Origin of the sequence: Trabulsiella odontotermitis, from assembly GCF_001188485.1 — a bacterium.
Taxonomy (GTDB): domain Bacteria; phylum Pseudomonadota; class Gammaproteobacteria; order Enterobacterales; family Enterobacteriaceae; genus Trabulsiella; species Trabulsiella odontotermitis_A.
The window spans coordinates 1-23,861 of the sequence record NZ_JNGH01000119.1; the positions used below are offsets into that span (position 1 = coordinate 1).

The following is a 23,861-nucleotide window of genomic DNA, read 5'->3' on the forward strand; positions in this document are numbered from 1 at the left end:
GGTGAAATCCGATGCCCAGGCCCGCGCACGCGCCGGGCTCGCGGCGTATGAATCCCATTTCTACGGTTCGGATATTGATGGTCGTGTAATTGAGCGCGCCCGCAGCAACGCCCGTCGCGCCGGGGTTGGCGAGCTGATGACCTTCGACGTCAAAGACGTCGCACAGCTTTCTAATCCGTTGCCGAAAGGCCCGTACGGCACCGTTATCAGTAACCCGCCGTACGGCGAGCGCCTGGACAGCGAACCCGCGCTGATTGCGCTGCACAACCTGCTGGGCCGCACGCTGAAAAGCCAGTTTGGCGGCTGGAATCTGTCGATGTTCAGCGCCTCGCCTGAGCTATTAAGTTGCCTGCAATTGCGCGCCGATCGCCAGTTCAAGGCGAAAAACGGGCCGCTGGACTGCGTGCAGAAAAACTATCATCTGGCAGAAGTCACGGGCGATGCGCCGGTAAGCAGTATGGGCGATGATTTTGCCAACCGTCTGAAGAAGAACCTGAAAAAGCTCGATAAATGGGCGCGCCAGGAAGGCATCGAATGCTACCGCATCTATGACGCCGATCTGCCGGAATACAACGTGGCGGTGGATCGCTATGCCGACTGGGTGGTGGTGCAGGAGTACGCGCCGCCGAAAACCGTGGACGCCAACAAAGCGCGCCAGCGTCTGTTTGACGTCATCGCCGCGACGATTTCCGTGCTGGGGATTGCGCCGAACAGGCTGGTGCTGAAAACCCGCGAACGGCAGAAGGGAAAAAACCAGTATCAGAAGATGGGCGAGAAGGGCGATTTCATGCAGGTCAGCGAGTTTAACGCGCGCCTGTGGGTCAACCTGACCGATTACCTGGATACCGGTCTGTTTCTCGATCACCGCATCGCCCGCCGCATGCTGGGGCAGATGAGCAAGGGCAAAGATTTCCTCAACCTCTTCTCCTACACCGGCAGCGCCAGCGTTCACGCCGGGCTGGGCGGGGCGCGCAGCACAACGACGGTGGACATGTCCCGCACCTATCTTGAGTGGGCGGAGCGCAACCTGCGCCTTAACGGCTTAACCGGACGCGCGCATCGTCTGCTACAGGCGGACGTGCTCGGCTGGCTGCGCGACGCGGATGAACAGTTCGACCTGATCTTCATCGATCCGCCGACCTTCTCCAACTCGAAACGCATGGAAGATACTTTCGACGTGCAGCGCGACCATTTGCGACTGATGACCGATCTCAAACGCCTGTTACGCAAGGGCGGCACCATTATGTTCTCGAATAACAAGCGCGGTTTCCGCATGGATCTCGACGGTCTGGCGAAGCTGGGGCTGAAAGCTCAGGATATTACGCAAAAAACGCAGTCTCAGGACTTTGCCCGCAATCGTCAGATCCACAACTGCTGGCTGATCACCGAAGCCTGAAGGAATTGAAGAATGTCACTGATTAGTATGCATGGCGCGTTGCTGTCGTTCAGCGATGCGCCGCTCCTTGATGATGCAGAACTGCATATCGAAGATAACGAACGCGTCTGCCTGGTTGGCCGCAACGGCGCGGGCAAATCCACGCTGATGAAAATCCTTAACCGTGAGCAGGCACTCGACGATGGCCGCATCGTGTATGAGCAGGATCTGGTGGTGTCGCGCCTGCAACAGGATCCGCCACGCAACGTTGAAGGCAGCGTGTACGATTTCGTCGCTGAAGGGATCGAAGAACAGGCGGTTTACCTGAAGCGTTACCACGATATTTCGCGGCTGGTGATGATCGATGCCAGTGAAAAGAACCTCAACGAGATGGCGCGGATCCAGGAACAGCTCGATCACCACGGCTTATGGCAGCTGGAAAACCGGATCAACGAAGTGCTGGCGCAGCTCGAACTGGATCCTAACGCCGAGCTGGCGTCGCTGTCCGGCGGCTGGTTGCGTAAAGCGGCGCTTGGCCGCGCGCTGGTCAGCGGACCGCGTGTCCTGCTGCTCGATGAACCGACCAACCATTTAGACATCGAAACCATCGACTGGCTGGAAGGGTTCCTGAAAGCGTTTAAAGGTACCATCATCTTTATTTCGCATGACCGTTCATTTATTCGCAATATGGCGACTCGCATCGTCGATCTCGACCGTGGCAAGCTGGTGACTTATCCCGGTAATTACGACCAGTATTTGCTGGAAAAAGAAGAAGCGCTGCGTGTTGAAGATCTGCAAAACGCAGAGTTTGACCGCAAATTAGCGCAGGAAGAGGTGTGGATCCGTCAGGGCATCAAGGCGCGTCGTACCCGTAACGAAGGTCGCGTCCGTGCGCTGAAAGCGATGCGCCGTGAGCGCAGCGAGCGCCGTGAGGTGATGGGCAGCGCCAGAATGCAGGTCGAAGAAGCGACCCGTTCCGGCAAAATCGTGTTTGAGATGGAAAACGTCAATTACCAGATTGACGGCAAAGTACTGGTGAAAAACTTCTCCGCTCAGGTACAGCGCGGCGACAAGATTGCGCTGATCGGCCCGAACGGCTGCGGTAAAACCACGCTGCTGAAGCTGATGCTCGGCCAGTTGCAGGCCGACAGCGGCCGTATCCACGTGGGAACGAAGCTGGAAGTGGCGTATTTCGATCAGCATCGCGCCGAGCTGGATCCAGACAAAACGGTGATGGATAACCTCGCCGAAGGCAAACAGGAAGTGCAGGTGAATGGCAAACCGCGCCATGTGCTCGGTTACCTGCAGGACTTCCTGTTCCACCCGAAACGAGCGATGACTCCAGTGCGTGCGCTGTCGGGCGGGGAACGTAACCGCCTGCTGCTGGCGCGCCTGTTCCTGAAACCCAGCAACCTGCTGATCCTCGATGAACCGACCAACGACCTGGACGTGGAAACGCTGGAACTGCTCGAAGAGCTGATTGATGGCTATCAGGGCACCGTGCTGCTGGTCAGCCACGATCGTCAGTTTGTCGATAACACCGTGACTGAATGCTGGATCTTCGAAGGGGAAGGGCGTATCGGGCAATACGTCGGCGGCTATCATGACGCCCGCGGGCAGCAGACGCAGTCGCTGGCGCAAAAGCAGCCGGTTGAAAAGAAAGTGACGGAAGTCGCTGCGCCTAAAGCAGAAATTGTGAAACGCGGCGGGAACAAACTAAGCTATAACCTGCAGCGTGAACTGGAACAGCTACCGCAACGCCTTGAAACGCTGGAGGCGGATCTGGAATCGCTACAGGCCCAGGTGGCCGATGCCGCGTTTTTCAGTCAGCCACACGACCATACGCAAAAGGTACTGGCCGAACTGGCGCAGGCGGAGCAAACCCTCGAAGAGGCCTTTGAACGCTGGGAATATCTGGAATCACTGAAAAACGGCGCGTAACTGAGGACTCTGCATGTGCGAACAACATCATGCTGCACGGCATATTTTGTGCCCACAATGCGATCTGCTGGTGGCGTTGCCGCACCTTGAGCACCGGCACAAAGCCGCCTGCCCGCGCTGCGGCACCACGCTGACCATCGCGTGGGACGCGCCACGCCAGCGTCCGACCGCCTATGCGCTGTCGGCGCTGTTTATGCTGTTGCTCTCCAACTTGTTCCCCTTTGTGAATATGAACGTGGCGGGGGTCAGCAGCGAAATTGAGCTGCTGGAAATCCCCAACGTTCTGTTCTCAGAGGACTATGCCAGCCTCGGAACCTTCTTTATTGTGTTTGTCCAGTTAGTGCCCGCGTTCTGCCTGGTGACCATTCTGTTATTGGTGAACCGGGTACGGATGCCGCGCAGTCTGCAAATTCACCTCGCCACTATTCTGTTTCGCCTCAAAAGCTGGGGCATGGCGGAAATCTTTCTCGCCGGGGTGCTGGTGAGTTTCGTCAAGCTGATGGCCTATGGGGATATTGGTATCGGCAGCAGCTTTATTCCCTGGTGCCTGTTTTGCGTTCTGCAACTGCGCGCGTTTCAATGTGTGGATCGCCGCTGGCTGTGGGACGACATCGCCCCGATGCCACATCTCCCGGTGCCAATGAAAGTCGGCGTTTCCGGTTTGCGTCAGGGGCTACGCTCCTGCCCGTGCTGTACGGCCATTCTGCCCGCCGACCAGCTCGAATGTACGCGCTGCCATACGATGGCGCACCCGCGGCGTAAAAACAGTCTGCAGTGGACCATGGCGCTGCTCATCACCTCGTTCATTCTTTATCTGCCGGCGAATCTGCTGCCGATCATGATTACCGATCTGCTCGGCGACAAAATGCCGTCAACCATCATGGCTGGGGTGATTTTGCTGTGGAGTGAAGGATCGTACCCGGTGGCGGGGGTGATTTTTATTGCCAGTATTATNTGCCGACGCTGAAGATGATCTCTATCGCCTGGCTGTGCTGGGACGCTAACGGCCATGGCAAGCGCGACTGCGAAAGAATGCACCTGATTTATGAAGTGGTCGAGTTCGTGGGCCGCTGGTCGATGATTGACGTGTTCGTCATCGCCGTACTGTCCGCCCTGGTGAGAATGGGCGGCTTAATGAATATTTATCCGGACATCGGCGCGCTGATGTTTGCCTTGGTTGTGATAATGACAATGTTTTCGGCAATGACCTTCGATCCGCGTCTGACGTGGGATCGCGAGCCGGAGCCTGGCCATGAGGAGTCGTACAAGCATGGAAACTAACCGCGGGGAAGCGAAAGTGCAAAAGGTAAAGAACTGGTCTCCTGTCTGGATCTTTCCCATCGTCACCGCGTTGATTGGCGCGTGGATCCTGTTTTATCACTACAGCCATCAGGGCCCGGAAGTGACGCTGATTACCACCAATGCGGAAGGCATTGAAGGCGGGAAAACCACCATCAAGAGCCGCAGCGTGGACGTTGGTGTGGTGGAAAGCGCGACCCTGACGGACGATTTAACCCACGTGGAAATTAAAGCGCGTCTCAATGCAGGGATGGAAAAACTGCTGCATCAGGACTCGGTCTTCTGGGTCGTGAAACCGCAGGTCGGGCGTGAGGGCATTAGCGGCCTTGGCACGCTGCTCTCCGGCGCTTACCTTGAGCTGCAGCCAGGCAGCAAGGGCGGGCAGCTTGAACGTTATCAATTGCTGGATGCGCCACCGCTGGCACCGCCGGATGCGAAAGGTATCCGCGTGATCCTCGACAGTAAAAAAGCCGGACAGCTCAGCCCTGGCGATCCGGTGCTGTTTCGCGGCTATCGCGTGGGATCGGTGGAGACCAGCACCTTCGATCCGCAGAAACGGGCGATCAGCTATCAGCTGTTTATCAGCGCGCCGAATGATCGTCTGGTCACCAGTAACGTGCGTTTCTGGAAGGACAGCGGTATTGCCGTGGATCTGACCTCGGCGGGGATGCGCGTTGAGATGGGCTCCCTGTCGACCCTGTTCGGCGGTGGCGTCAGCTTTGATGTGCCTGAGGGCATTGACCTCGGTCAGCCGGTAGGGGAGAAAACGGAATTCCGCCTGTATGACGATCAGCGCAGCATTCAGGACTCGCTATACACCGAACATATTGATTATCTTGTGTTCTTCAAAGATTCGATTCGCGGCCTGCAGCCGGGTGCGCCGGTAGAATTCCGCGGCATTCGTCTGGGCACCGTCGGTCAGGTACCCTTCTACGTGCCGGGGCTGCGTCAGGCGCTGAATGATGACTACCGCATTCCGGTGTTGATCCGCATTGAACCTGAGCGCATGGCCAGCCAGCTGGGGGAAAACCCGGACGTTGGCGCGCATCTGAACGAGCTTATTCAGCGCGGCTTACGCGGCTCGCTGAAGACCGGCAATCTTGTCACCGGCGCGCTGTATGTCGATATGGATTTCTACCCGAAAGCGCCTGCGGTTTCCGGTATGCGCGAGTTTGGCGGTTATAAGATTATCCCGACGGTGAGTGGCGGTCTGGCGCAGATCCAGCAGAAACTGGTGGAGACGCTCGACAAGATCAACAATCTGCCGCTCAATCCGATGCTTGAGCAGGCGACCAATACTCTGTCGGAAAGTCAGCGTACGATGCGCCATCTGCAAGCCACACTGGATAATCTTAACAAGCTGACCGCCAGCCAGTCGATGCAGCAGCTGCCGCAGGATATGCAGCAGACACTGCGTGAACTGAACCGCAGCATGCAGGGCTTCCAGCCAGGCTCCGCCGCCTACAACAAAATGGTGGCGGATATGCAGCGTCTCGATCAGGTATTACGCGAGCTGCAGCCGGTGCTGAAAACGCTGAATGAGAAGAGTAACTCGCTGGTATTTGAAGCGAAGGACAAAAAAGATCCAGAGCCGAAGAGGGCGAAATAATGAAAAAGTGGCTAATGGTCTTGCTGACCTGCGCGCTATCCGCCTGCAGCAGCAGCGGCGAAAATAAAACGTACTATCAGCTTCCGCTGGCGCAGAGTGGCGCGCAAAGCGCCACGACGCAGGGCAGCCGCCTGCTGTGGGTTGAGCAGGTTGCTATTCCGGATTATCTGGCCGGGAACGGCGTGGTCTATCAGACCAGTGATGTGCAGTACGTCATTGCCAGCAATAACCTGTGGGCCAGTCCGCTCGATCAACAGCTGCGTACGACGCTGGTGGCGAACCTGAGCAGCCAGCTGCCGGGCTGGGTCGTGGCGTCTCAGCCGCTGGGGAATAATCAGGACACGCTGAACGTCTCGGTGACCGGGTTTCATGGCCGTTACGATGGCCGGGTGATTGTCAGCGGTGAGTGGCTGCTCAACCATCAGGGGCAGCTGACTAAGCGTCCGTTCCATATTGAACTGATGCAGCAGCAGGATGGCTATGATGAAATGGTGAAAATGCTGGCCCAGGCCTGGCGCCAGGAAGCCGGTTCAATTGCCCAGGCGATCAACCAGATGCCATAAGTAAAATTCATCGTCAGCAGGGCCGTAATCGATGCAGTATCGGTTACGGCCTTTTTGTTTTTAGCATCAGTAGATTACTTGTTCTGGCTCACATTTTTTGTACAAATGAACTTCTGAGTAGCTCACAAATATGACACTGGTGTGAATTTTGCGCATTGACGATGCATCTGATTCGGGGTATTCGTTATGTGTGGTCGCAGATTTTGTGATCACTGTTTTCTTTTCCACCAGATCACAAGAATGAGGGAAACGAGGCATGAAGAGACAAAAACGAGATCGCCTGGAACGAGCACATCAACGTGGATACCAGGCTGGCATCGCTGGCAAATCGAAGGAAATCTGTCCATACCAGACCTTAAACCAAAGGTCACACTGGCTGGGAGGCTGGCGAGAAGCCATGGAGGACAGGGCAGTAATCGCCTGATGCTGTCTCTTTAAGAAGCCACCGCCCCGCGGTGGCTTCGCCGTTTTATACTTCNAGTCACTTACTACTGTAAGCTCCCGGGGATTCGCTCCGTTGCCGCCGCGATGCAACGTAAATGATTTCGTATAAAATGGAACAGGATTAGAACGTGGAAGTATCCTGGAACAGACCCACTTTCAGATCCGCTGCCGTGTAGATCAGACGGCCATCGACCAGCACTTCGCCATCCGCCAGGCCCATGATCAGGCGGCGGTTAACGATGCGTTTGAAGTGAATACGGTAGGTCACTTTCTTCGCGCTTGGTAGAACCTGGCCAGTGAATTTCACTTCACCCACGCCCAGTGCGCGCCCTTTACCTTCGCCGCCGAGCCAGCCGAGGTAAAAACCCACCAGCTGCCACATAGCATCAAGACCCAGGCAGCCCGGCATCACCGGATCGCCAATAAAGTGACACCCGAAGAACCACAGGTCCGGGTTGATGTCGAGTTCGGCTTCCACATAGCCCTTATCAAAATTGCCGCCGGTTTCGGTCATCTTGACGACACGATCCATCATCAGCATATTCGGTGCCGGTAACTGCGGGCCTTTCGCGCCGAACAGTTCACCGCGACCAGAGGCAAGAAGGTCTTCTTTTGTATAGGATTCGCGTTTATCTACCATGTTTTCAGTAAACCTTATTTTGAGTTCGGGACGCAGGATAGCTAACACGTGTACGCTGAACAAGTCCGATCAGTTAGAATTAAACCAGCCCAGCCAACGTAACGGCCACGGATAGCGGTGACGGGCATCCTGCTGTGACGCTTGTGCAATACGCTCCTGAATGGTTTGTAACAACGTTGTCTGGCCGTCAGCGTCCCACAGCAGTTGCGTCAGCAGCGGCAGCGCGTCGGTAACATCATCGACCGCCCAGATAAAGAATTGCTCGTCTTCAACCGCTTGTCGAACTTCCTGCGATAAACTCAGATGGCGCACGTTAGCGGAAGGAATAATCACACCCTGTTTGCCGGTCAGATCGCGATGCTTACAGATAGCAAAGAACCCTTCGATTTTCTCATTCAGACCGCCGACGGGTTGCGCACGACCGAACTGATCCACCGAACCGGTAATGGCGATACTCTGGTTGATCGGCGCGCCGGAAAGGGCACTGATCAGCGCACACAGCTCGGCCATCGAGGCGCTGTCACCGTCCACTTCACTGTAAGACTGTTCAAAGGTGAGTGACGCCGAGAAGGGGATCTGCTGCTCAAGGCCCAGCTCCGCCATCAGGAACGACTGCATGATCAGCATCCCTTTGGCGTGGATGTTGCCACCCAGCTCCGCTTTGCGCTCAATGTCAGTAAACTCGCCGTCACCCACATGTACCACACAGCTGATGCGCGACGGTTCCCCAAACGCGCGGGGGTGGCCAGGAAATTCGATGACCGACAGGGCGTTGATCTGCCCGACGCGTTCGCCTTCGGTTTCGATAAGGATCTGCTCAAGCAGAATCTCATCCTGCATGCGCTCAGCAAGGAAACCTTCGCGCCACTGGCGTTGTTCCAGCATCGTGGTGAGCTGCCCGGCGCTGAATTCGCTGCCTTCAGTAAAGGCTGCGGCTTCACGTAGCTGACGGCCCAGCCAGAGCAGGCAGAGCGGCAGCGGTTCTTNTCTTCGAATTCGGTATAAATGGCGTTGGCGCTGAATTCTGGCTCCATCTCCTGGAAATCCGCCAGCGAATCGCGTTCGCCTACCAGCATCACTTTCAGCGACAGCGGCATTGACGGCACATGAACCGGTAGCGGGCGCGAATCGTCAAAACTCAGCCAGTCGAAACGCTGGCGGGTGACGATGTTCTTTAAACGCATCCACAGCAACGGCTGGGCCAGCAACGCGCGCAGAGAGATAACCAGCACGCCACCGTTTGCCTGATGCACCAGACCCGGCTGCAGGGTCACATCACCGTTAAACTGGCGTACGCAGCCAAAAAGTTGCTCGGCCTCGACCCAGTCGGCATAAATAACCGGTCGGGTGCTGGCGAAGTTATCTTCTGCGGATTCTGCAGGTCGTTGCGTGACGATGCCGTTGTTGATGTCGTAACGGACACCACAAAGTGGCTGTTCATGCGGCTGCATGCTCTCTGTCAGCGTGGTGAGAAGCTTAAGATACTCAGGCTCCTCGGGCGCTTTCACCAGCACCACCGGCGAGATGGCTTGCGGATAGAGAAACTGCTCCAGCGCGTAATGCAAACGGGCCTGCGTGTCGCGGAGTATCGAATCGGTTGGTAAGGTCAGCTCGGTCTGAGCAAACAAAGCCTGATAGTCAGTAGTATCAGGAGCCAGCTCACGTCCGGAAAGTTTATTGATGGTCAATGTCGATATTTTTTAGTCAGATGTAAAACGCGGGATTATACCTTATGCTGCGCAGTAGCACACGGAGAATGCAGTGGTCAGGTATGACGGAGCGCACTTCTGTTCATGAATATCGATTTCTTCTCAGCGCATCGGGAAAAAACTGATATCCTGAAATGAGTTACACGGTCACCTTGGGATCGCGATGAAATATCAACAACTGGAAAACCTTGAAAGCGGGTGGAAGTGGAAGTACCTGGTGAAAAAACACCGGGAAGGCGAACTTATCACGCGTTATATCGAAACCAGCGCTGCGCAGGACGTGGTGGAGAAGTTGCTGACGCTTGAAAACGAACCCGTGCTGGTCAATGAGTGGATTTTGACGCATATGAACCCGGCGCTGGCGAATCGTATGAAGCAGACGATCCGTGCCCGGCGAAAGCGTCATTTCAACGCCGAGCATCAGCATACGCGCAAGAAATCTATCGATCTGGAATTTATCGTCTGGCAGCGGCTGGCAGGGCTGGCACAGCGGCGTGGTAAAACGCTGTCAGAAACCATCGTTCAGCTGATTGAAGACGCAGAGAATAAAGAGAAGTACGCCAGCAAAATGTCGAGCCTGAAACAGGATCTGCAGGCGCTGCTTGGCAAAGAAGAGTAATCAAGATGCTGAATTTCAGGCAATAAAAAACCCCGCGATGGCGGGGTTTTTTGTAGACGTTAAACTTAAGCCTGCGGCTGAGTTACGACGTCTTTGATGCCTTTAACTTCGATCTCTACGCGACGATCCGGAGCCAGGCAATCGATCAGTGCAGCGCGAGCTTTCACGTTGTCACAGGTAGAACCGGTAACCGGGTTGGATTCGCCCATACCACGTGCGGAGATCTTGTTGGACGGGATACCTTTAGATACCAGGTAGTCAACAACAGACTGTGCACGTTTCTCGGACAGACCCTGGTTGTAAGCGTCAGAACCGATACGGTCGGTGAAGCCCAGAACCACTACGGAACCGTCTTTCGGATCCAGGTTGCTCAGCTGAGAGTACAGCTGATCCAGCGCCTGCTGACCTTCCGGTTTCAGGGTTGCTTTGTTGAAGTTGAACAGAACGTCAGACTTCAGGGTGAAGTGCTTGGTCTGTACTTCCGGAGCCGGAGCCGGAGCCGGTGCAACTACCGGAGCTGCTTCCTGCTGGCCGAAACGGTAGGAAACACCAACGCTCAGCATGCCGTTGTCCGGACGAACGCCAACGGTACCACCATCACCGATGTTGTTAACCCACTGGTATTCCAGACGGGTAGCGATGTCACGGGTCATTGCCCACTCAACGCCGCCAGCGAATACTGGGGAAACGCCAGTGTCGTGGTTGTCACCAACAGCTGGGTTGTTGTTGCTGGAGTCAGCACGCCATACCATGCCGCCCAGACGGGTGTATACGTCCAGATCGTCAGTGATTGGGTAACCCAGTTTAGCAGTCAGCTGAACGCCCTGAGCTTTGAACGCGCCGTTCTGAGTGTCGCCTTTGTACGGCATACGACCCAGCCAGTCATAACCCATTTCGAAACCAACGTACGGGTTAACCTGGTAACCACCGAACGCGCCTGCACCCAGTTGACTTTCGTGAGTCGGGCCGTCGTTGTTCAGGGAGCTGTCATACCAGCCAGTGTCGTGGAACTGGGACCAACCCAGCTTACCACCTGCATACCAGGTGTTATCTTTCGGAGCGGCCTGCGCTACGGTAGCGAAGCCAGCCAGTGCCACTGCAATCGCGATAGCTGTCTTTTTCATTTTTTGCGCCTCGTTATCATCCAAAAATCGCCATGAAGATACTCAAGAAATTCACGGTTAAATCCTTCACCGGGAGCGTGACTTGTTAATAACTATGCCGTTACTTGCGGCTTAAGCCGGTCACCCCTGGCGATGTAAAGTCTACAACGTAGTTGGAAACTTACAAGTGTGAACTCTGTCAGGCATATGAAAAAAAAAGAGTTGTATACAGAATATTTAACAATTTTGCAGAAATATTAAACAGCATAAAATAGCGCAAACCGCGCCAGACAAGCACTCTCACCGTTTTTGCTGAAAATTGAGACGCTGCTTTTAAAAGCGAAAAAAAATTCCAGGATTAATCTTAAATTCGCTCAATGATAGAAATTTGAATGAATTTTTAGCCCGTTTAGCTGTCTCGTGGCTGTAGAGGTTGCGCGAACCGGACGCATAAGGAAACCGATGGCTTGCCCTTCCTCAGCCGCCATCACCAGTCTCGCGTGTTCATCTTCTGTCAGTTCATCACTTAACCAGCCGATAACCACACTGTAGTTGCCGGTGCGCAGCGCCCGAATCATTGATTCCAGCGTGTTGCAGGGCGACATCTGGCTCAGCTGCATCACCTTTGTCAATGGCAGCCCGGAATCCTGAACCCATTCGCGGCTCAGTTTTTGCTGCGGCGTTAACCACAATTGCCAGCGCGATTGCTGACCCAACTGTTGTAATAAGGGTAGCAGTAAAAGTTGCGTCATCATGGGCTGGTCTTCGTGGTAGACCACTTCGCTAATCAGCCCGGAAGAGGCCTGCGTTGACGCGACGCGTGAATGACGAACCGGGGTAGCGGAAGTCATCGTTGAGTGATTTGCATAACCAGAAGTATACATAGTTTATCCAGCCCTGTGGGTTACTGTATGAATATACAGTACAGCCACTGTGTATAAAGATCAACCCCATTTTCTGAAAGCGTCTCGCAAAAATTCACTGAAGTCGTACAGATGTTCAAAATCATCTTGCCGCCTGCGTCGAAGTTGCCTATTTTCCTGCTTAACGGATCCGTTAATTAAAAAATCACATCTAACGGCATGATTAACAAAGGAATAATCATGAAAAATGATTCTTATAAAAGGATATATCAGTCGCAGGAATATCTGTCTCCATTGGGGACCATTGAATACCGTGCGCTGTTTGGCGGATACAGTCTGGCCATCGAAGAGACCGTTTTTGCGATGGTGGCAGAAGGAGAACTTTATTTGCGCGTGTGTGAGCAAAGCGCGCCGTACCGCGTTAATCACCCGACGCCGTTACTCACGCTACGTAAGCGCGGTCGGCCCGTGCTGCTCAATTATTACCATGTTGACGATGCGCTGTGGGACGATCGCTGCACGCTGTTAACCCTCTCTTCACATTCGCTCGAGGAGGCACAGCGGGAAAAAGACCTGCGTTACGACAGACGAAGGCTGAAGAATCTGCCCAATATTACCTTTCATATGGAGCTGATGCTGCTGGAGGTCGGGATTCGCGACAACAATATGCTCTGTACGCTGGGCGCTGAACTGAGCTGGTTGAAACTGCGGGAAAAAAGAAAAGGAATTAGCGTCAGCGTGCTCTTTGCGCTGGAAGGAGCGATTGCCGGCGTTCATGCGGCGGCACTCCCGGCGCAACGGCGCCAGGAGTTGATGGAGTGGGTCAGTAGCCTTCCGGGATCGCCTCTGTCGCTGCAGGAGAAACTTGCCGCTGAAGGCGACTTATCTCAGGGAGAAGCGTAACCAGCAGACCAATTTGCTGCAACACCAGCGGCTCTTTGCTTTCTGCCCGGGGCTCCAGGTGATGGATCCGTTGCATCAGGCCCGTCAGCGCCTGATGCACCCGTGGTTCATCTTTCGGTGTATGGTGGAATGCATCGTCAACGTAGCATACCGCGTCATCCAGCAGCGCCAGAATATCGGGGTTCGTCAACTGCTCGCGATGCGCGCCCAGCGCCGAGATGTAGCTGGTAAAGGTGTGGTTGAGACACAGCAGGCGAAACGCGGTCTCTTTCATCTCAGCCGTCACCTTGGGCTCTGTCGACATGTTTGAGATTACGGACGCCAGTTCGGCATCGCAGTTCCAGGCTTCGCGGCGAGCAATGCGATAGGCCAGACGGTTATCACGGCCCTGATGGTATTGCTCAAGGATCGCATCCAGATACCGGCAATTGGCATCCACGGCACGCTCCAGCACGCGAGGCAGGTTGCGAAACCGCCAGTCCGGCCAGATGAAACTGACCGCCGCCCAGGCGATGGCACAGCCGATGAGCGTATCAAAAATACGAGGCAGCGCGACCTCAAAGCCTTCGCCCAGCAGGTTGAAGCACAGTAAGACCAGCAGGGTGATAAACATCGTGGCGTTGGCGTACTGCACGGTACGGAAGGCAAAAAAGAGCACGCCGGTGACCACAATGAGCACCAGTTGCCCTTCAACGGATGGGACGAGCAGCAGAACCGGTAAACCGATAGCGACGCCGACCAGCGTGCCGAAAATACGCAGCGCCAGGCGGTGGCGGGTAGCGTTGTAGTTCGGCTGGCAGACGAACAGGCTGGTCAACAGGATCCAGTAGCCATGATGCAAACCGGTCAGTTGTATAAAGGCATAACCGGCGCACAAGACCAGCGACATACGAATGGCATGGCGAAACAACGCCGACTCCGGCGACATATTACGGCTCAGCCGTGCGCGGATATCGCTGAACCCATGCAACCGGTCGTCCGAAAGCAGGTTTTCCGTATCGTTGCGCGGCTGATTTTGCACTTGCTCAGACTCAATCGTCGCCAGTTGAGCGTCGATGGCGCGCAGGTTATTGAGCAAAAAGCCCAGCGCTTTGATCTGATCTGCCGGTACGCCGCTGGCGCGTACTCTGTCCAGCGCGGCATCCAGATGGGTAAAAACACGTTCGAAGCGCGGATCGTGCTGATAGGGCGTGCGCAGCAAAATGGAACGGGCCAGTTGCTGACAGGCCTGCGACTGCATCGACATCAAACGCTGAAAACGAAACATCACGTCGCTGTAGCGGAAGTTATCGCGTAACGTCTGATACTGAATATGCGCCGAGCTGGCGCGTTCGTGAATGTCCTGCGCCACGAAGTAATAATGCAGTGTCCGGCGCGTGTTGCGCTGACCGCGGTCGCCGCGTAATCGGGTCAGCAATGAGGCTTTTGTCTGGTTGAGCATGGCGACCAGTTGGCCGTTAGCGAGCACCAGTTCGTAGACCGGCGCCTGGCTTTCCTCCTCGATATCCGGGTCAAACAGACGTGACTTGAGCTCGAGATAATGCGCCAGTTGCTCGTAGCTGCGGGCGAGATTGTCCTGTAACGGACGAACAGGAAAAATCAAATGCCCGGTCAGTGTCAGCAGGTTATACCAGACAGCGCCCGCCAGCAGGAAAAGCGGCTGCTGGTACCAGTGCTCATACAGCGACACGCCGAGCATGGTGTAAATGGCAATCAGCAACGCACCAAACGCGATGGTGGCGTAACGCTGCCCGAGACCGCCGAGCAGGATAAAACCGCTGGTGGAAAGGGTCAGCCCCAGCGCGAACAGCCACGGCCATGGAAAAAGCAATTCCACCGAGGCGGAAGCGATGAAAAAGCAGACCAGGGTTATCAGCAAATTTCGCAGGCGGCCTGTCAGCCGGTCGTCGAGATCGGTCAATGCTGCCGCGACCACTCCGAGCGTCAACGGGATGGTGAGCTTAACGTCGCCCAGCCACCAGGGCAGGGCGGTAGTGCCGCAAAGGGCAATAAAAATTCTGACGTTGTAGAGCCAGGAACTGTTCCATGTATAGCGGCGAAGCAACGGGCTTAGCATAGCGATAACCGGTCCGGATTATTGAAAACGACGGCGGGCATTGGCTTCACGCGCGGCGCGCGCGGTCTCTACGGACACGACGCGGCGACCCACCGGCCACAGCGCAATCGCGGCGATTTTAAAATTAGCGATCCCAACCGGAATACCAATAAGGGTGATGCATTGCGCGATACCGGCAAAGAGATGCATCAGGCACAGCCACCAGCCGAAGAGAACAAACCAGAAAATGTTGAGGAGCGTACCACCGGCGTTCATTACCGCGCTTTTGCTGTCCGGGTTGAGTTCATCCACATGTACGGCCTCATTACCATAAGGGAGAAGAGACAGTTTGGTGATTTCCCAGCAGGAGCGGCTCAGCGGCAGTGTGACGATCAAAATGATGCTGACCACCGTCGCCAGAAGCCAGCCGAGCGTGGTGGCGAAACCCCCCAGTACAAAATTCAAAATATTCAAAACAGTACGCATAAATCCTCGGTCCATTGCGGAAATGTCGTTGACCTCGTAATTGTAACGTTTTTTTGCGCTGGAGCACCTGGTATCTGGCGGTTAAACTGTGGAGTAATAAAACGTGGCGGGATTTGGCATGACATGGAACTAAAAGCAACTACGCTGGGCAAGCGCATGGCGCAGCACCCTTACGATCGAGTAGAAATCCTTAACGCCGGGGTGAAAGTCTCCGGCGATCGTCATGAATATCTCATTCCTTTTAACCAGTTGCTGGATATTCAGTGCAAGCGCGGGCTGGTGTGGGGCGAGCTGGAATTTATTCTGCCGGAAAACAAAGTGGTGCGCCTCCACGGCACGGAGTGGGGCGAAACGCAGCGCTTTCATCATCATCTGAATGCGCTCTGGGAGCAGTGGGGCCGCGAAATGAGCGACATCGCCGCTCGCCTGCTCACCGAACAGTTGGCAGAAATCTCACGCTTCAGCGCAGAGGGCAAATGGCTGACCCGTCAGGCGACGCTCGGCGTCCAGCAAAAAATCCTGCGCGCGCTGGATGCTTTGCCGATCCCTGTCGCGCGGCAGGAGACGTTCGACAACTGTCGCGAACTCTGGCGCCAGTGTCAGGGCTGGCTGAAAGACATCGACAGTAGCCGCCTGCAGCATAATCAGGCTTATACCGAGGCGATGCTCAGCCAGTATGCCGCTTTCTTTGAAAAGATAGAGGCCTCGCCGCTGAATCCGGCGCAGGCACGGGCGGTGGTCAATGGTGAGCAGTCGCTGCTGGTGCTGGCGGGGGCGGGCAGCGGTAAAACCTCCGTGCTGGTGGCGCGGGCCGGCTGGCTGTTAATGCGCGGGGAAGCATCACCCGAACAGATCCTGCTGCTGGCGTTTGGCCGTCAGGCGGCAAAAGAGATGGACGAGCGGATCCGCGAGCGGCTGAACACCGATGCCATCAGCGCACGTACGTTTCATTCCCTCGCGCTGCACATTATTCAACAGGGCAGCAAAAAAGTGCCTGCCATCAGCAAACTGGAAAACGACAGCAAGGCGCGGCAGGCACTGTTAATCAAAACCTGGCAGCAGCAGTGCAACGAGAAAAAAGCGCAGGCTAAAGGCTGGCGGCAGTGGCTCGACGAAGAGATGGGCTGGAATGTGCCGGAAGGCAACTACTGGCAGGACGAAAAAGTGGTGCGGCGGTTGGGCGGGCGGCTCGATCGTTGGGTNTATGCACGGCGGCTCGCAGGCTGAGATGATTGATGCGGCGCCGGAAGAGGTGAGAGATCTCTTCAGTAAGCGTATCAAGCTGATGGCTCCGCTGCTTAAAGCCTGGAAAACGGCGCTGAAAGCGGAGGATGCGGTGGATTTTTCCGGGCTAATCCATCAGGCCATTAACGTGCTGGAGAAGGGACGTTTTGTCAGTCCGTGGAAGCATATTCTGGTGGATGAATTCCAGGATATCTCCCCGCAACGGGCGGCGCTGCTGGCGGCGTTGAGAAAACAGAATTCGCGCACCTCTCTTTATGCAGTAGGCGACGACTGGCAAGCCATTTACCGCTTTAGCGGCGCGCAGCTCACGCTGACCACCGCCTTTACTCACTATTTTGGCGAAGGCGACAACTGCGCGCTGGATACTACCTACCGCTTTAACAGCCGTATCGGCGATGTGGCGAACGCGTTTATTCAGCAGAATCCGCATCAGCTCAACAAACCACTCAACAGCCTGAAAGTGGGGGATAAAAAAGCGGTCACCCTGCTGCCTGACGATCAACTCGATGCGCTGCTCGACAAGCTCAGCGGCTATGCAAAACCGGATGAGCGTATTCTGGTGCTGGCGCGCTATCACCATCTGAAACCGGCCAGTCTGGAAAAAGCCGCCACTCGCTGGCCGAAGCTGGCGATCGACTTTATGACCATTCATGCCAGTAAAGGGCAGCAGGCCGATTATGTGATTGTCATGGGGTTGCAGGAGGGGCAGGACGCGTTTCCGGCACCTGCCAGAGAGTCGATCATGGAGCAGGCATTGCTGCCGCCGCCGGAGGATTTCCCGGACGCCGAAGAGCGGCGGTTGCTGTACGTGGCGTTAACGCGTGCGCGTCAGCGCGTCTGGTTGTTGTTCAGTAAAGAACAGCCGTCGGTGTTTGTTGATGTGCTGAAAGCGCTCTCTGTACCGGTGGCGCGCAAACCGTAACCGCAGGCTGGCGCGTTGTGCGCCAGCCCGGGTATTTACTTCAGGCGATCCGCCAGATAACGCGGATAATCGGGGATCAGGATGTCCACTTCATCACTGAAGTTAGGCGCCTGAATAATGAAATCTGCAGTAGAAAGGTTAGTGGCAACCGGAATATTCCACACTGTCGCCAGACGCAGCAGCGCCTTAACGTCGGGATCGTGCGGCACGGCGTTGAGCGGGTCCCAGAAGAAAATCAGCACGTCGATCTTCCCTTCCGAAATCTGTGCGCCTACCTGCTGGTCGCCCCCCAGCGGGCCGCTCAGCATGGCGTTAACGTTAAGCCCGGTGGCGCGCTGGATCAGATTCCCCGTGGTGCCCGTCGCTGACAGCGTGTGGCGCTCCAGCAGCGAACGATGGCGCTCCACCCATTTCAACAGCATGTCTTTACAGTGATCGTGCGCCACCAGCGCAATATGCTTGCGCGCCGGGAGCGTGCGTGTTGTGAGTTCCATAGTACCCTTCCGCATGTTGAGATGCAGACAGAGTACTGGATGCAATCATGGCTGCAAACCGCGAGGGCAAAAAAATGATAATTCTGTGCAGAAATGCGGGGTTATGACGAGGGTTGCTGACGCGCCCACTGCAAAAAACGGTTGCGCGTGTCCGAATCGGCCTGCTGAAACCAGTATTTCAGCCGCTGCTCGGCGAGGGTTTGCGACTGCAGTGACGGAAAATCCAGCTCGGTTTTTTTCGACAGTAGCGTGCTGTCATCCGGCATAGTGGCGCTCAGTGGAGAATGCGAGGCCAGCGTCCGGTTGTGGTTATACACCGCCGTTGCCCGTTCATAATCAATGCCGGAGGCGGTTTTCGTCACCGCGAGAATATCCAGCCTGACCGGGATGGGGGCCGCATTTCCGTCGAGCAGTGAGATGCCGGGCGCGGCATCGAACGCTTGCGTCTCTGTTTGCGTCTCCAGACGCGGCAGATTGACATTCACCAGGCTGATTAAGCGGGTGTCAAAACTGGCGATCAGCGGCGGCGAGACGTAGCGCTGATAACTCCTGTCAGGCAACTGAATAACTTTTTGTACCCGAAAAACCACCTGATGTGGGCCGTTATCCAGTTCAATACCGTCGGCACCGCGAAGTAACGAACTGGAGACTTTTTTGCCATCAAGCACCAGCAAATCGACATCTCCCGCCAGGCGCAGCGTAGTGGCCGGGGCAAGGGCCGGGATCAGGAGCGTTGCACACAGCAGCAGAGTTCCGGCTTTCATTGGTATCTCCTGATAAAGAGTGAGCCCACAGAGAGTGTATCAAAATTTTACTAACTACGATTTTATTAACATATAGACACGGTCGTCGGTTTTGCCCTCATACTTCAGTATGGGATGCATGGTTGGCTGGTGTGGAATGTCGTACACTTTGATGAATTGCCCGGAGGATAATGATGAAAGAGAACGATATTGCAGGCATTTTGACATCCACCCGCACCATCGCGCTGGTGGGTGCGAGCGACAAACCTGAACGCCCGAGCTATCGGGTGATGAAGTATCTGCTCGATCAGGGATATCACGTGATCCCGGTTTCTCCGAAAGTGGCGGGCACCACGCTGCTCGGGCAGAAAGGCTACGCAACGCTTGCTGATGTGCCGGAAAAAGTGGATATGGTTGATGTGTTCCGCAACTCAGAAGCCGCATGGGGTGTGGCGCAGGAAGCCATTGCCATCGGCGCGAAAACGCTGTGGATGCAGCTGGGTGTGATCAACGATCAGGCCGCCGTGCTGGCTCGTAATGCGGGGCTGAATGTGGTGATGGATCGCTGCCCGGCGATTGAAATTCCGCGCTTAGGCCTCGCGAAATAATAAAAAACCCCGCTCTGGCGGGGTTTTTACTAATTACGCAGTCGTGGTGCCTGTAGCTGGCGGCGAATGGTTTGCGCCAGCTCATCCATTGACGGCTGCTCGGGATGTTCATCGCTCATCTCGCCGCTCAGCTGAGCTTCAGCAAGGTACGTATGCACTGGCTGACCGTCATCATCTTCCATCACTACATGATACCAGGGGGCGGCCCGCAATTGGGCATTCACCGCCATTTCGTCTTCAGCGGGTTCATCAAGCGAGTATTCTGGATCGATATCAACAATAACGCCCAGATAGCCCAACAGGGAGTGGCGGACCTGCTGGCCGATACCGAATTTGCTGGCAATCATAGTCACCTCCCGGGAAACATTACCTGCCTTTGATATGCGGGCAAATGTTCCACTTTTCAAGTTACATGACGCGACAGGCAAACCCTTTCAGATACAGCCCTTCCGGGTAGGTAGCGATCACCGGGTGATCGGCGGCCTGACGGAACTGCTCTATAAATTGTACATCACGACCAGCATCTATTGCGGCATCAGCGATGATTTTCTGAAATAAATCGGTCGTCATCAGTCCTGAACAGGAGAAGGTCAGCAATACGCCGCCCGGGTTCAGCAAATGGATCGCCAGCATGTTGATATCTTTGTAACCGCGGCAGGCACCCTGCAGCTGGCTTTTGTTTTCGACGAATTTCGGCGGGTCCATGACGATCACGTCAAACGTCTCACCCTGGTCACGGTATTTGCGCAGCAGCTTGAACACGTCATCACGTACAAAGTCCGCTTTGCTGAGATCCAGGTTGTTCAGCGAGACGTTCTGCTTCGCAACATCCAGCGCCTCCTGCGAAGTATCGACGCTCACCACCTGGCGGCAGCCGCCCATCAGCGCGGAAACGGCAAAACCGCCGGTGTAGGAGAAGCAGTTCAGCACGCGTTTATCGGCAACGCGGCTGTCGCGTTGATCGAGGTAGTAACCGGTTTTATGGCCCCCCTGAATATCCACCAGCAGTTTCATGCCATGTTCTTCAATGGGCAGCAGGGCGGGGGGCAGTTCACCCGTCACCGGGCCTTGTGTCAGCGCCATGCCTTCTTTTTTACGCACGGCGACGTCGCTGCGGTCGTAAATTGCACATTCCGGGTAGAGCGTCTGCAGCGCGGTGATCAACGCTGCACGCTGATATTCCGCCCCCGCGCTGAGCAGTTGTAAGACCAGGAAATTGCCAAAGCGGTCGATGGTCACGCCAGGCAGGCCGTCAGATTCACCGGCGATGAGGCGATAGCTGTCGAGCCCGTCCTGCTGCGCCAGCCAGCTGCGCCACTGCTGCGCCTGCTGTAAGCGACGGACAAAGAAATCGCTGTCGATGGCTTCGCTCGCCTCAAACGTCCAGACGCGGGCACGAATTTGTGACGCCGGTGAGTATGCGCCGCGCGCCAGCCATTTCCCCTGATGGTCGACGATATCAATGGTTTCGCCGAGGCTGGCTTTTCCTTCCATACGGGCAACCGCGCCGGAGAAGATCCAGGGATGACGGCGCAGTAACGATTTCTCGCGCCCTTTGGCTAACACTAAACGGGAAAACCTGTTCAATTCTGTTTTTTGACTCTCATGTGCTGTGTTCATTAGGTACTCCCATGGAAAACGCAAGCATTACAACATCAGTTGGAAATGGCGCGTAGGGTAGCACATGAGAAAGGGTGTTTGGGGGCTTTCATTGCCTCCTTTCTATTCCGCGCCGCAATAGCGATAATACCCACACGAACTGTGAATCCGGAATCACGATGAAATACTCTCTGCCTTACCGCAAGCTGCGCAAACGGCCGATGAAACTCGGTACGACGGTAATATTAATGGTCAGCGCCGTCCTGTTTTCTGTACTGCTGGTGGTACACCTGATCTATTTCTTTCAGATAAGCCACATGACAAGTGATGCGCTGGCGAACAAAGCGCTGGCGGTTGCCCGGACGCTGGCGGATTCCCCGGAGATCCGCCAGGGATTGATGAAAAAACCGCAGGAGAGCGGCATTCAGGCGATTGCCGAAGCGGTGCGTAAGCGTAACGACATGCTGTTTATTGTTGTGACGGACATGAAAACTCTGCGCTATTCCCATCCGGAAGCGCAACGCATCGGGCAGCCATTTAAAGGCGACGATATCTTGCTGGCGCTTGAGGGCAAAGAGAACGTCGCCATCAACCGGGGGTTTCTCGCCCAGGCGCTGCGTGTTTTTACTCCGATTTATGATGACAATCACCGGCAGATCGGCGTGGTGGCGATAGGTCTGGAGCTGAGCCGGGTAACTGAGCAGATCAACGACAGTCGCGGCAGTATCATCTGGTCCGTCTTATTTGGCGTGCTGGTTGGCCTGCTGGGCACCTGGGGGCTGGTGAAGGTGCTTAAACGCATTCTGTTCGGGCTGGAGCCGTATGAAATCTCCACCCTGTTCGAGCAGCGTCAGGCGATGCTGCAATCTATCAAAGAAGGGGTGATTGCCGTCGACGCCAGCGGCGAAGTGACGCTCGTTAACGAGGCGGCACAGGAGTTGCTGGACTATCGCCGGTTGCAGGATGATGCGCAGCTTTCTACGCTCAGCAACACCTGGTCGCAGGTGGTGGATTTAAGCGAAGTTCTGCGTGACGGCACCGCGCATCACAATGAAGAGATCAACATTAAAGACCGGCTTCTGCTCATTAATACTGTACCGGTACGTAGCAACGGTAAAATTATTGGCGCCATCTCTACCTTCAGGGACAAAACGGAAGTTCGCCAGCTGATGCAACGGCTTGATGGCATGGTGAACTATGCTGACTCACTCCGTGAACGATCCCACGAATTCATGAATAAATTGCATGTGATTCTGGGATTGTTACATCTGAAGAGTTATAAGCAACTTGAAGACTACATCATTAAGATGGCGAACAACTATCAGGAAGAGATTGGCTCACTGTTGGGTAAAATAAAATCGCCGGTCATTGCGGGTTTTTTGCTGAGTAAAATCAATCGCGCATTCGATTCTGGCCACAAGCTGGTGATTAGCCATGACAGCCAATTGCCGGACAGCAGTGATGAAAATCAGGTTGGGGTATTGATTACCGTACTCGGAAATTTGATTGAAAACTCGCTCGACGCGTTAGGTCATCAGCCTGGGGGGGAAATTAGCGTCTCCTTATACTATCGCAATGGCTGGCTACATTGTGAAGTCAATGACGACGGTCCTGGAATAGAGCCGGATCGTATTGACCTTATTTTTGTGAAAGGCGTCTCGTCTAAAGGATCTGAACGTGGCGTTGGTTTGGCACTTGTTAAACAGCAAGTTGAAAGTCTTGGCGGCACTATTTCCGTGGAATCCGAACCCGGTGTTTTCACGCAATTTTTCGTACAGATTCCCTGGGATGGGGAGAGGGCCAGCACATGATCTCTGTCTTTATTATCGATGACGACGCGATGGTCGCGGACTTAAACCGCCGCTATGTCTCACTGATCCCTGGTTTTCAGTGTTGCGGAATCGCCTCCACGCTGGAAAAGGCCAAAGAGGTTATCTTCCATAGCGACACCCATATCGACCTGATTCTTCTGGATATTTATCTGCAGAAAGAGAACGGCCTGGATCTGCTTCCGCTGCTGCATGCTGCGGGTTGTAAAAGCGATGTCATCGTTATTTCTTCCGCCGCCGATGCGATCACCATTAAGGACTCGCTGCACTACGGCGTCGTTGATTATTTAATCAAACCGTTCCAGGCGTCACGTTTTGAAGAAGCGCTCACCAACTGGCTGCAAAAGAAAAAAGACATGGACAAGCACCAGTATTATGAGCAATCAGAGCTTGATCAGCTAATCCATGGCGGGGCATCCCATGAACAGGATCACCGCCGTTTGCCGAAAGGGTTAACCCCGCAAACGCTGTGCACGATTTGCCAGTGGATTGACGCGCATCAGGATGCTGAGTTTTCCACCGACGAGCTGGCGAATGCGGTAAATATATCTCGCGTATCCTGTCGTAAATATCTTATCTGGTTAGTTAACTGTCATATTCTCTCGACCAGCATCCATTATGGCGTAACCGGAAGGCCTGTTTATCGCTACCGTATTCAGCCAGAACATTATTCTTTACTTAAGCAATATTGTCAGTAGAAGATAAATTGGCGCGACAGGATTATGACGTTATTTATTTGTGATAATTATTATCATTATGAAAAATAAAAAAGTGTAAGGTTGCTGCTTCAAAAATCGTAAATTGTGCCAGA

Annotated in this window: 19 protein-coding genes and 3 pseudogenes; 12 read left to right on the top strand and 10 right to left on the bottom strand. The window is 54.9% G+C overall.

What is annotated here, in order from left to right:
* The 6 genes and pseudogenes from rlmKL to rmf all read left to right on the top strand — a co-directional run.
* On the top strand, window positions 1-1,396 hold a 1,396-nt coding region (gene rlmKL / locus GM30_RS20795; protein ID WP_049850144.1), incomplete at its 5' end, for a bifunctional 23S rRNA (guanine(2069)-N(7))-methyltransferase RlmK/23S rRNA (guanine(2445)-N(2))-methyltransferase RlmL.
* A gap of 12 nt (window positions 1,397-1,408) precedes the next feature.
* The gene (locus GM30_RS20800) at window positions 1,409-3,316 is read left to right on the top strand and encodes an ABC transporter ATP-binding protein (RefSeq protein ID WP_049850145.1); all 1,908 of its coding nucleotides are present in this window, start codon (window positions 1,409-1,411) and stop codon (window positions 3,314-3,316) included.
* Between the two features lie 13 nt (window positions 3,317-3,329).
* A pseudogene (gene pqiA, locus GM30_RS20805) lies at window positions 3,330-4,597 on the top strand (membrane integrity-associated transporter subunit PqiA).
* Window positions 4,587-6,224: an intermembrane transport protein PqiB gene (pqiB, locus tag GM30_RS20810; protein WP_049850146.1), complete on the top strand. Its 1,638-nt coding sequence runs from the start codon at window positions 4,587-4,589 to the stop codon at window positions 6,222-6,224. The pseudogene pqiA and the gene pqiB overlap by 11 nt, the downstream one beginning before the upstream one ends.
* The gene (pqiC, locus tag GM30_RS20815) at window positions 6,224-6,787 is read left to right on the top strand and encodes a membrane integrity-associated transporter subunit PqiC (RefSeq protein ID WP_049850147.1); all 564 of its coding nucleotides are present in this window, start codon (window positions 6,224-6,226) and stop codon (window positions 6,785-6,787) included. The genes pqiB and pqiC overlap by 1 nt, the downstream gene beginning before the upstream one ends.
* A 256-nt stretch (window positions 6,788-7,043) precedes the next feature.
* Complete coding sequence (gene rmf, locus GM30_RS25035; protein ID WP_054179110.1) at window positions 7,044-7,211, top strand: ribosome modulation factor; 168 nt, start codon at window positions 7,044-7,046, stop codon at window positions 7,209-7,211.
* Between the two features lie 141 nt (window positions 7,212-7,352).
* On the opposite strand, the gene fabA is transcribed toward rmf, so the two are convergent.
* Together fabA and GM30_RS20825 are read right to left on the bottom strand one after the other, a co-directional pair.
* Entirely contained in the window at window positions 7,353-7,871 is a 519-nt protein-coding gene (gene fabA / locus GM30_RS20820; RefSeq protein WP_049850148.1) for a bifunctional 3-hydroxydecanoyl-ACP dehydratase/trans-2-decenoyl-ACP isomerase, read from the bottom strand.
* A gap of 69 nt (window positions 7,872-7,940) precedes the next feature.
* Window positions 7,941-9,559, bottom strand: a pseudogene (locus GM30_RS20825) (AAA family ATPase).
* Between the two features lie 184 nt (window positions 9,560-9,743).
* On the opposite strand from GM30_RS20825, the gene matP reads away from it, so the two are divergent.
* Entirely contained in the window at window positions 9,744-10,199 is a 456-nt protein-coding gene (gene matP / locus GM30_RS20830; protein WP_049850149.1) for a macrodomain Ter protein MatP, read from the top strand.
* Window positions 10,200-10,264: 65 nt separating this feature from the next.
* Here the strand turns inward: matP and ompA are convergent, their stop codons facing one another.
* Both ompA and sulA read right to left on the bottom strand, forming a co-directional pair.
* The gene (gene ompA / locus GM30_RS20835) at window positions 10,265-11,323 is read right to left on the bottom strand and encodes a porin OmpA (RefSeq protein ID WP_155484020.1); all 1,059 of its coding nucleotides are present in this window, start codon (window positions 11,321-11,323) and stop codon (window positions 10,265-10,267) included.
* 353 nt (window positions 11,324-11,676) lie between these two features.
* A complete protein-coding gene (sulA, locus tag GM30_RS20840; RefSeq protein ID WP_049850151.1) occupies window positions 11,677-12,186 on the bottom strand; it encodes an SOS-induced cell division inhibitor SulA in 510 nt (169 codons plus the stop codon).
* Window positions 12,187-12,405: 219 nt separating this feature from the next.
* On the opposite strand from sulA, the gene GM30_RS20845 reads away from it, so the two are divergent.
* Window positions 12,406-13,068: a TfoX/Sxy family DNA transformation protein gene (locus tag GM30_RS20845; protein ID WP_049850152.1), complete on the top strand. Its 663-nt coding sequence runs from the start codon at window positions 12,406-12,408 to the stop codon at window positions 13,066-13,068.
* On the opposite strand, the gene yccS is transcribed toward GM30_RS20845, so the two are convergent.
* Both yccS and GM30_RS20855 read right to left on the bottom strand, forming a co-directional pair.
* On the bottom strand, window positions 12,989-15,145 hold the full coding sequence (gene yccS, locus GM30_RS20850; RefSeq protein WP_049850153.1) for a YccS family putative transporter: 2,157 nt from the start codon (window positions 15,143-15,145) through the stop codon (window positions 12,989-12,991). The two genes, GM30_RS20845 and yccS, sit on opposite strands and share 80 nt — an antisense overlap.
* Before the next feature lie 18 nt (window positions 15,146-15,163).
* On the bottom strand, window positions 15,164-15,610 hold the full coding sequence (locus tag GM30_RS20855) for a YccF domain-containing protein (RefSeq protein ID WP_049850154.1): 447 nt from the start codon (window positions 15,608-15,610) through the stop codon (window positions 15,164-15,166).
* 123 nt (window positions 15,611-15,733) lie between these two features.
* On the opposite strand from GM30_RS20855, the pseudogene helD reads away from it, so the two are divergent.
* Window positions 15,734-17,777 (top strand): annotated as a pseudogene (gene helD, locus GM30_RS20860) (DNA helicase IV).
* A 35-nt stretch (window positions 17,778-17,812) separates the two neighbouring features.
* Here the strand turns inward: helD and mgsA are convergent.
* Window positions 17,813-18,271 carry a methylglyoxal synthase gene (gene mgsA / locus GM30_RS20865; RefSeq protein WP_049850155.1) on the bottom strand — a complete coding sequence of 153 codons (459 nt, stop codon included), beginning with the start codon at window positions 18,269-18,271 and terminating at the stop codon, window positions 17,813-17,815.
* Window positions 18,272-18,372: 101 nt separating this feature from the next.
* Complete coding sequence (gene csgI, locus GM30_RS20870) at window positions 18,373-19,035, bottom strand: curli synthesis inhibitor (RefSeq protein WP_049850156.1); 663 nt, start codon at window positions 19,033-19,035, stop codon at window positions 18,373-18,375.
* Between the two features lie 173 nt (window positions 19,036-19,208).
* On the opposite strand from csgI, the gene GM30_RS20875 reads away from it, so the two are divergent.
* Entirely contained in the window at window positions 19,209-19,622 is a 414-nt protein-coding gene (locus tag GM30_RS20875) for a CoA-binding protein (protein WP_038154630.1), read from the top strand.
* Between the two features lie 29 nt (window positions 19,623-19,651).
* Here the strand turns inward: GM30_RS20875 and hspQ are convergent, their stop codons facing one another.
* Window positions 19,652-19,969 (bottom strand): heat shock protein HspQ, encoded by a 318-nt coding sequence (gene hspQ / locus GM30_RS20880; RefSeq protein WP_049850157.1) that lies wholly within the window; start codon window positions 19,967-19,969, stop codon window positions 19,652-19,654.
* A gap of 61 nt (window positions 19,970-20,030) precedes the next feature.
* Window positions 20,031-21,242: a 23S rRNA (cytosine(1962)-C(5))-methyltransferase RlmI gene (gene rlmI, locus GM30_RS20885; RefSeq protein ID WP_049850158.1), complete on the bottom strand. Its 1,212-nt coding sequence runs from the start codon at window positions 21,240-21,242 to the stop codon at window positions 20,031-20,033.
* Window positions 21,243-21,400: 158 nt separating this feature from the next.
* On the opposite strand from rlmI, the gene GM30_RS20890 reads away from it, so the two are divergent.
* Together GM30_RS20890 and dcuR are read left to right on the top strand one after the other, a co-directional pair.
* Complete coding sequence (locus GM30_RS20890; protein WP_049850159.1) at window positions 21,401-23,032, top strand: sensor histidine kinase; 1,632 nt, start codon at window positions 21,401-21,403, stop codon at window positions 23,030-23,032.
* Window positions 23,029-23,748, top strand: a complete 720-nt coding sequence (dcuR, locus tag GM30_RS20895; RefSeq protein ID WP_049850160.1) for a two-component system response regulator DcuR — start codon at window positions 23,029-23,031, stop codon at window positions 23,746-23,748. The genes GM30_RS20890 and dcuR overlap by 4 nt, the downstream gene beginning before the upstream one ends.
* Window positions 23,749-23,861 lie beyond the last annotated feature (113 nt).

Excerpts from the sequence above, each read along its gene's own strand:
- GM30_RS20845 (WP_049850152.1), top strand. The coding sequence starts at position 12,406 with ATGAAAAATGATTCTTATAAAAGGATATATCAGTCGCAGGAATATCTG.
- hspQ (WP_049850157.1), bottom strand. The coding sequence starts at position 19,969 with ATGATTGCCAGCAAATTCGGTATCGGCCAGCAGGTCCGCCACTCCCTG.
- GM30_RS20890 (WP_049850159.1), top strand. The coding sequence starts at position 21,401 with ATGAAATACTCTCTGCCTTACCGCAAGCTGCGCAAACGGCCGATGAAA.
- matP (WP_049850149.1), top strand. The coding sequence starts at position 9,744 with ATGAAATATCAACAACTGGAAAACCTTGAAAGCGGGTGGAAGTGGAAG.
- dcuR (WP_049850160.1), top strand. The coding sequence starts at position 23,029 with ATGATCTCTGTCTTTATTATCGATGACGACGCGATGGTCGCGGACTTA.
- GM30_RS20875 (WP_038154630.1), top strand. The coding sequence starts at position 19,209 with ATGAAAGAGAACGATATTGCAGGCATTTTGACATCCACCCGCACCATC.
- GM30_RS20800 (WP_049850145.1), top strand. The coding sequence starts at position 1,409 with ATGTCACTGATTAGTATGCATGGCGCGTTGCTGTCGTTCAGCGATGCG.
- csgI (WP_049850156.1), bottom strand. The coding sequence starts at position 19,035 with ATGAAAGCCGGAACTCTGCTGCTGTGTGCAACGCTCCTGATCCCGGCC.
- pqiC (WP_049850147.1), top strand. The coding sequence starts at position 6,224 with ATGAAAAAGTGGCTAATGGTCTTGCTGACCTGCGCGCTATCCGCCTGC.
- mgsA (WP_049850155.1), bottom strand. The coding sequence starts at position 18,271 with ATGGAACTCACAACACGCACGCTCCCGGCGCGCAAGCATATTGCGCTG.
- ompA (WP_155484020.1), bottom strand. The coding sequence starts at position 11,323 with ATGAAAAAGACAGCTATCGCGATTGCAGTGGCACTGGCTGGCTTCGCT.
- fabA (WP_049850148.1), bottom strand. The coding sequence starts at position 7,871 with ATGGTAGATAAACGCGAATCCTATACAAAAGAAGACCTTCTTGCCTCT.
- rmf (WP_054179110.1), top strand. The coding sequence starts at position 7,044 with ATGAAGAGACAAAAACGAGATCGCCTGGAACGAGCACATCAACGTGGA.
- pqiB (WP_049850146.1), top strand. The coding sequence starts at position 4,587 with ATGGAAACTAACCGCGGGGAAGCGAAAGTGCAAAAGGTAAAGAACTGG.
- yccS (WP_049850153.1), bottom strand. The coding sequence starts at position 15,145 with ATGCTAAGCCCGTTGCTTCGCCGCTATACATGGAACAGTTCCTGGCTC.
- sulA (WP_049850151.1), bottom strand. The coding sequence starts at position 12,186 with ATGTATACTTCTGGTTATGCAAATCACTCAACGATGACTTCCGCTACC.
- GM30_RS20855 (WP_049850154.1), bottom strand. The coding sequence starts at position 15,610 with ATGCGTACTGTTTTGAATATTTTGAATTTTGTACTGGGGGGTTTCGCC.
- rlmI (WP_049850158.1), bottom strand. The coding sequence starts at position 21,242 with ATGAACACAGCACATGAGAGTCAAAAAACAGAATTGAACAGGTTTTCC.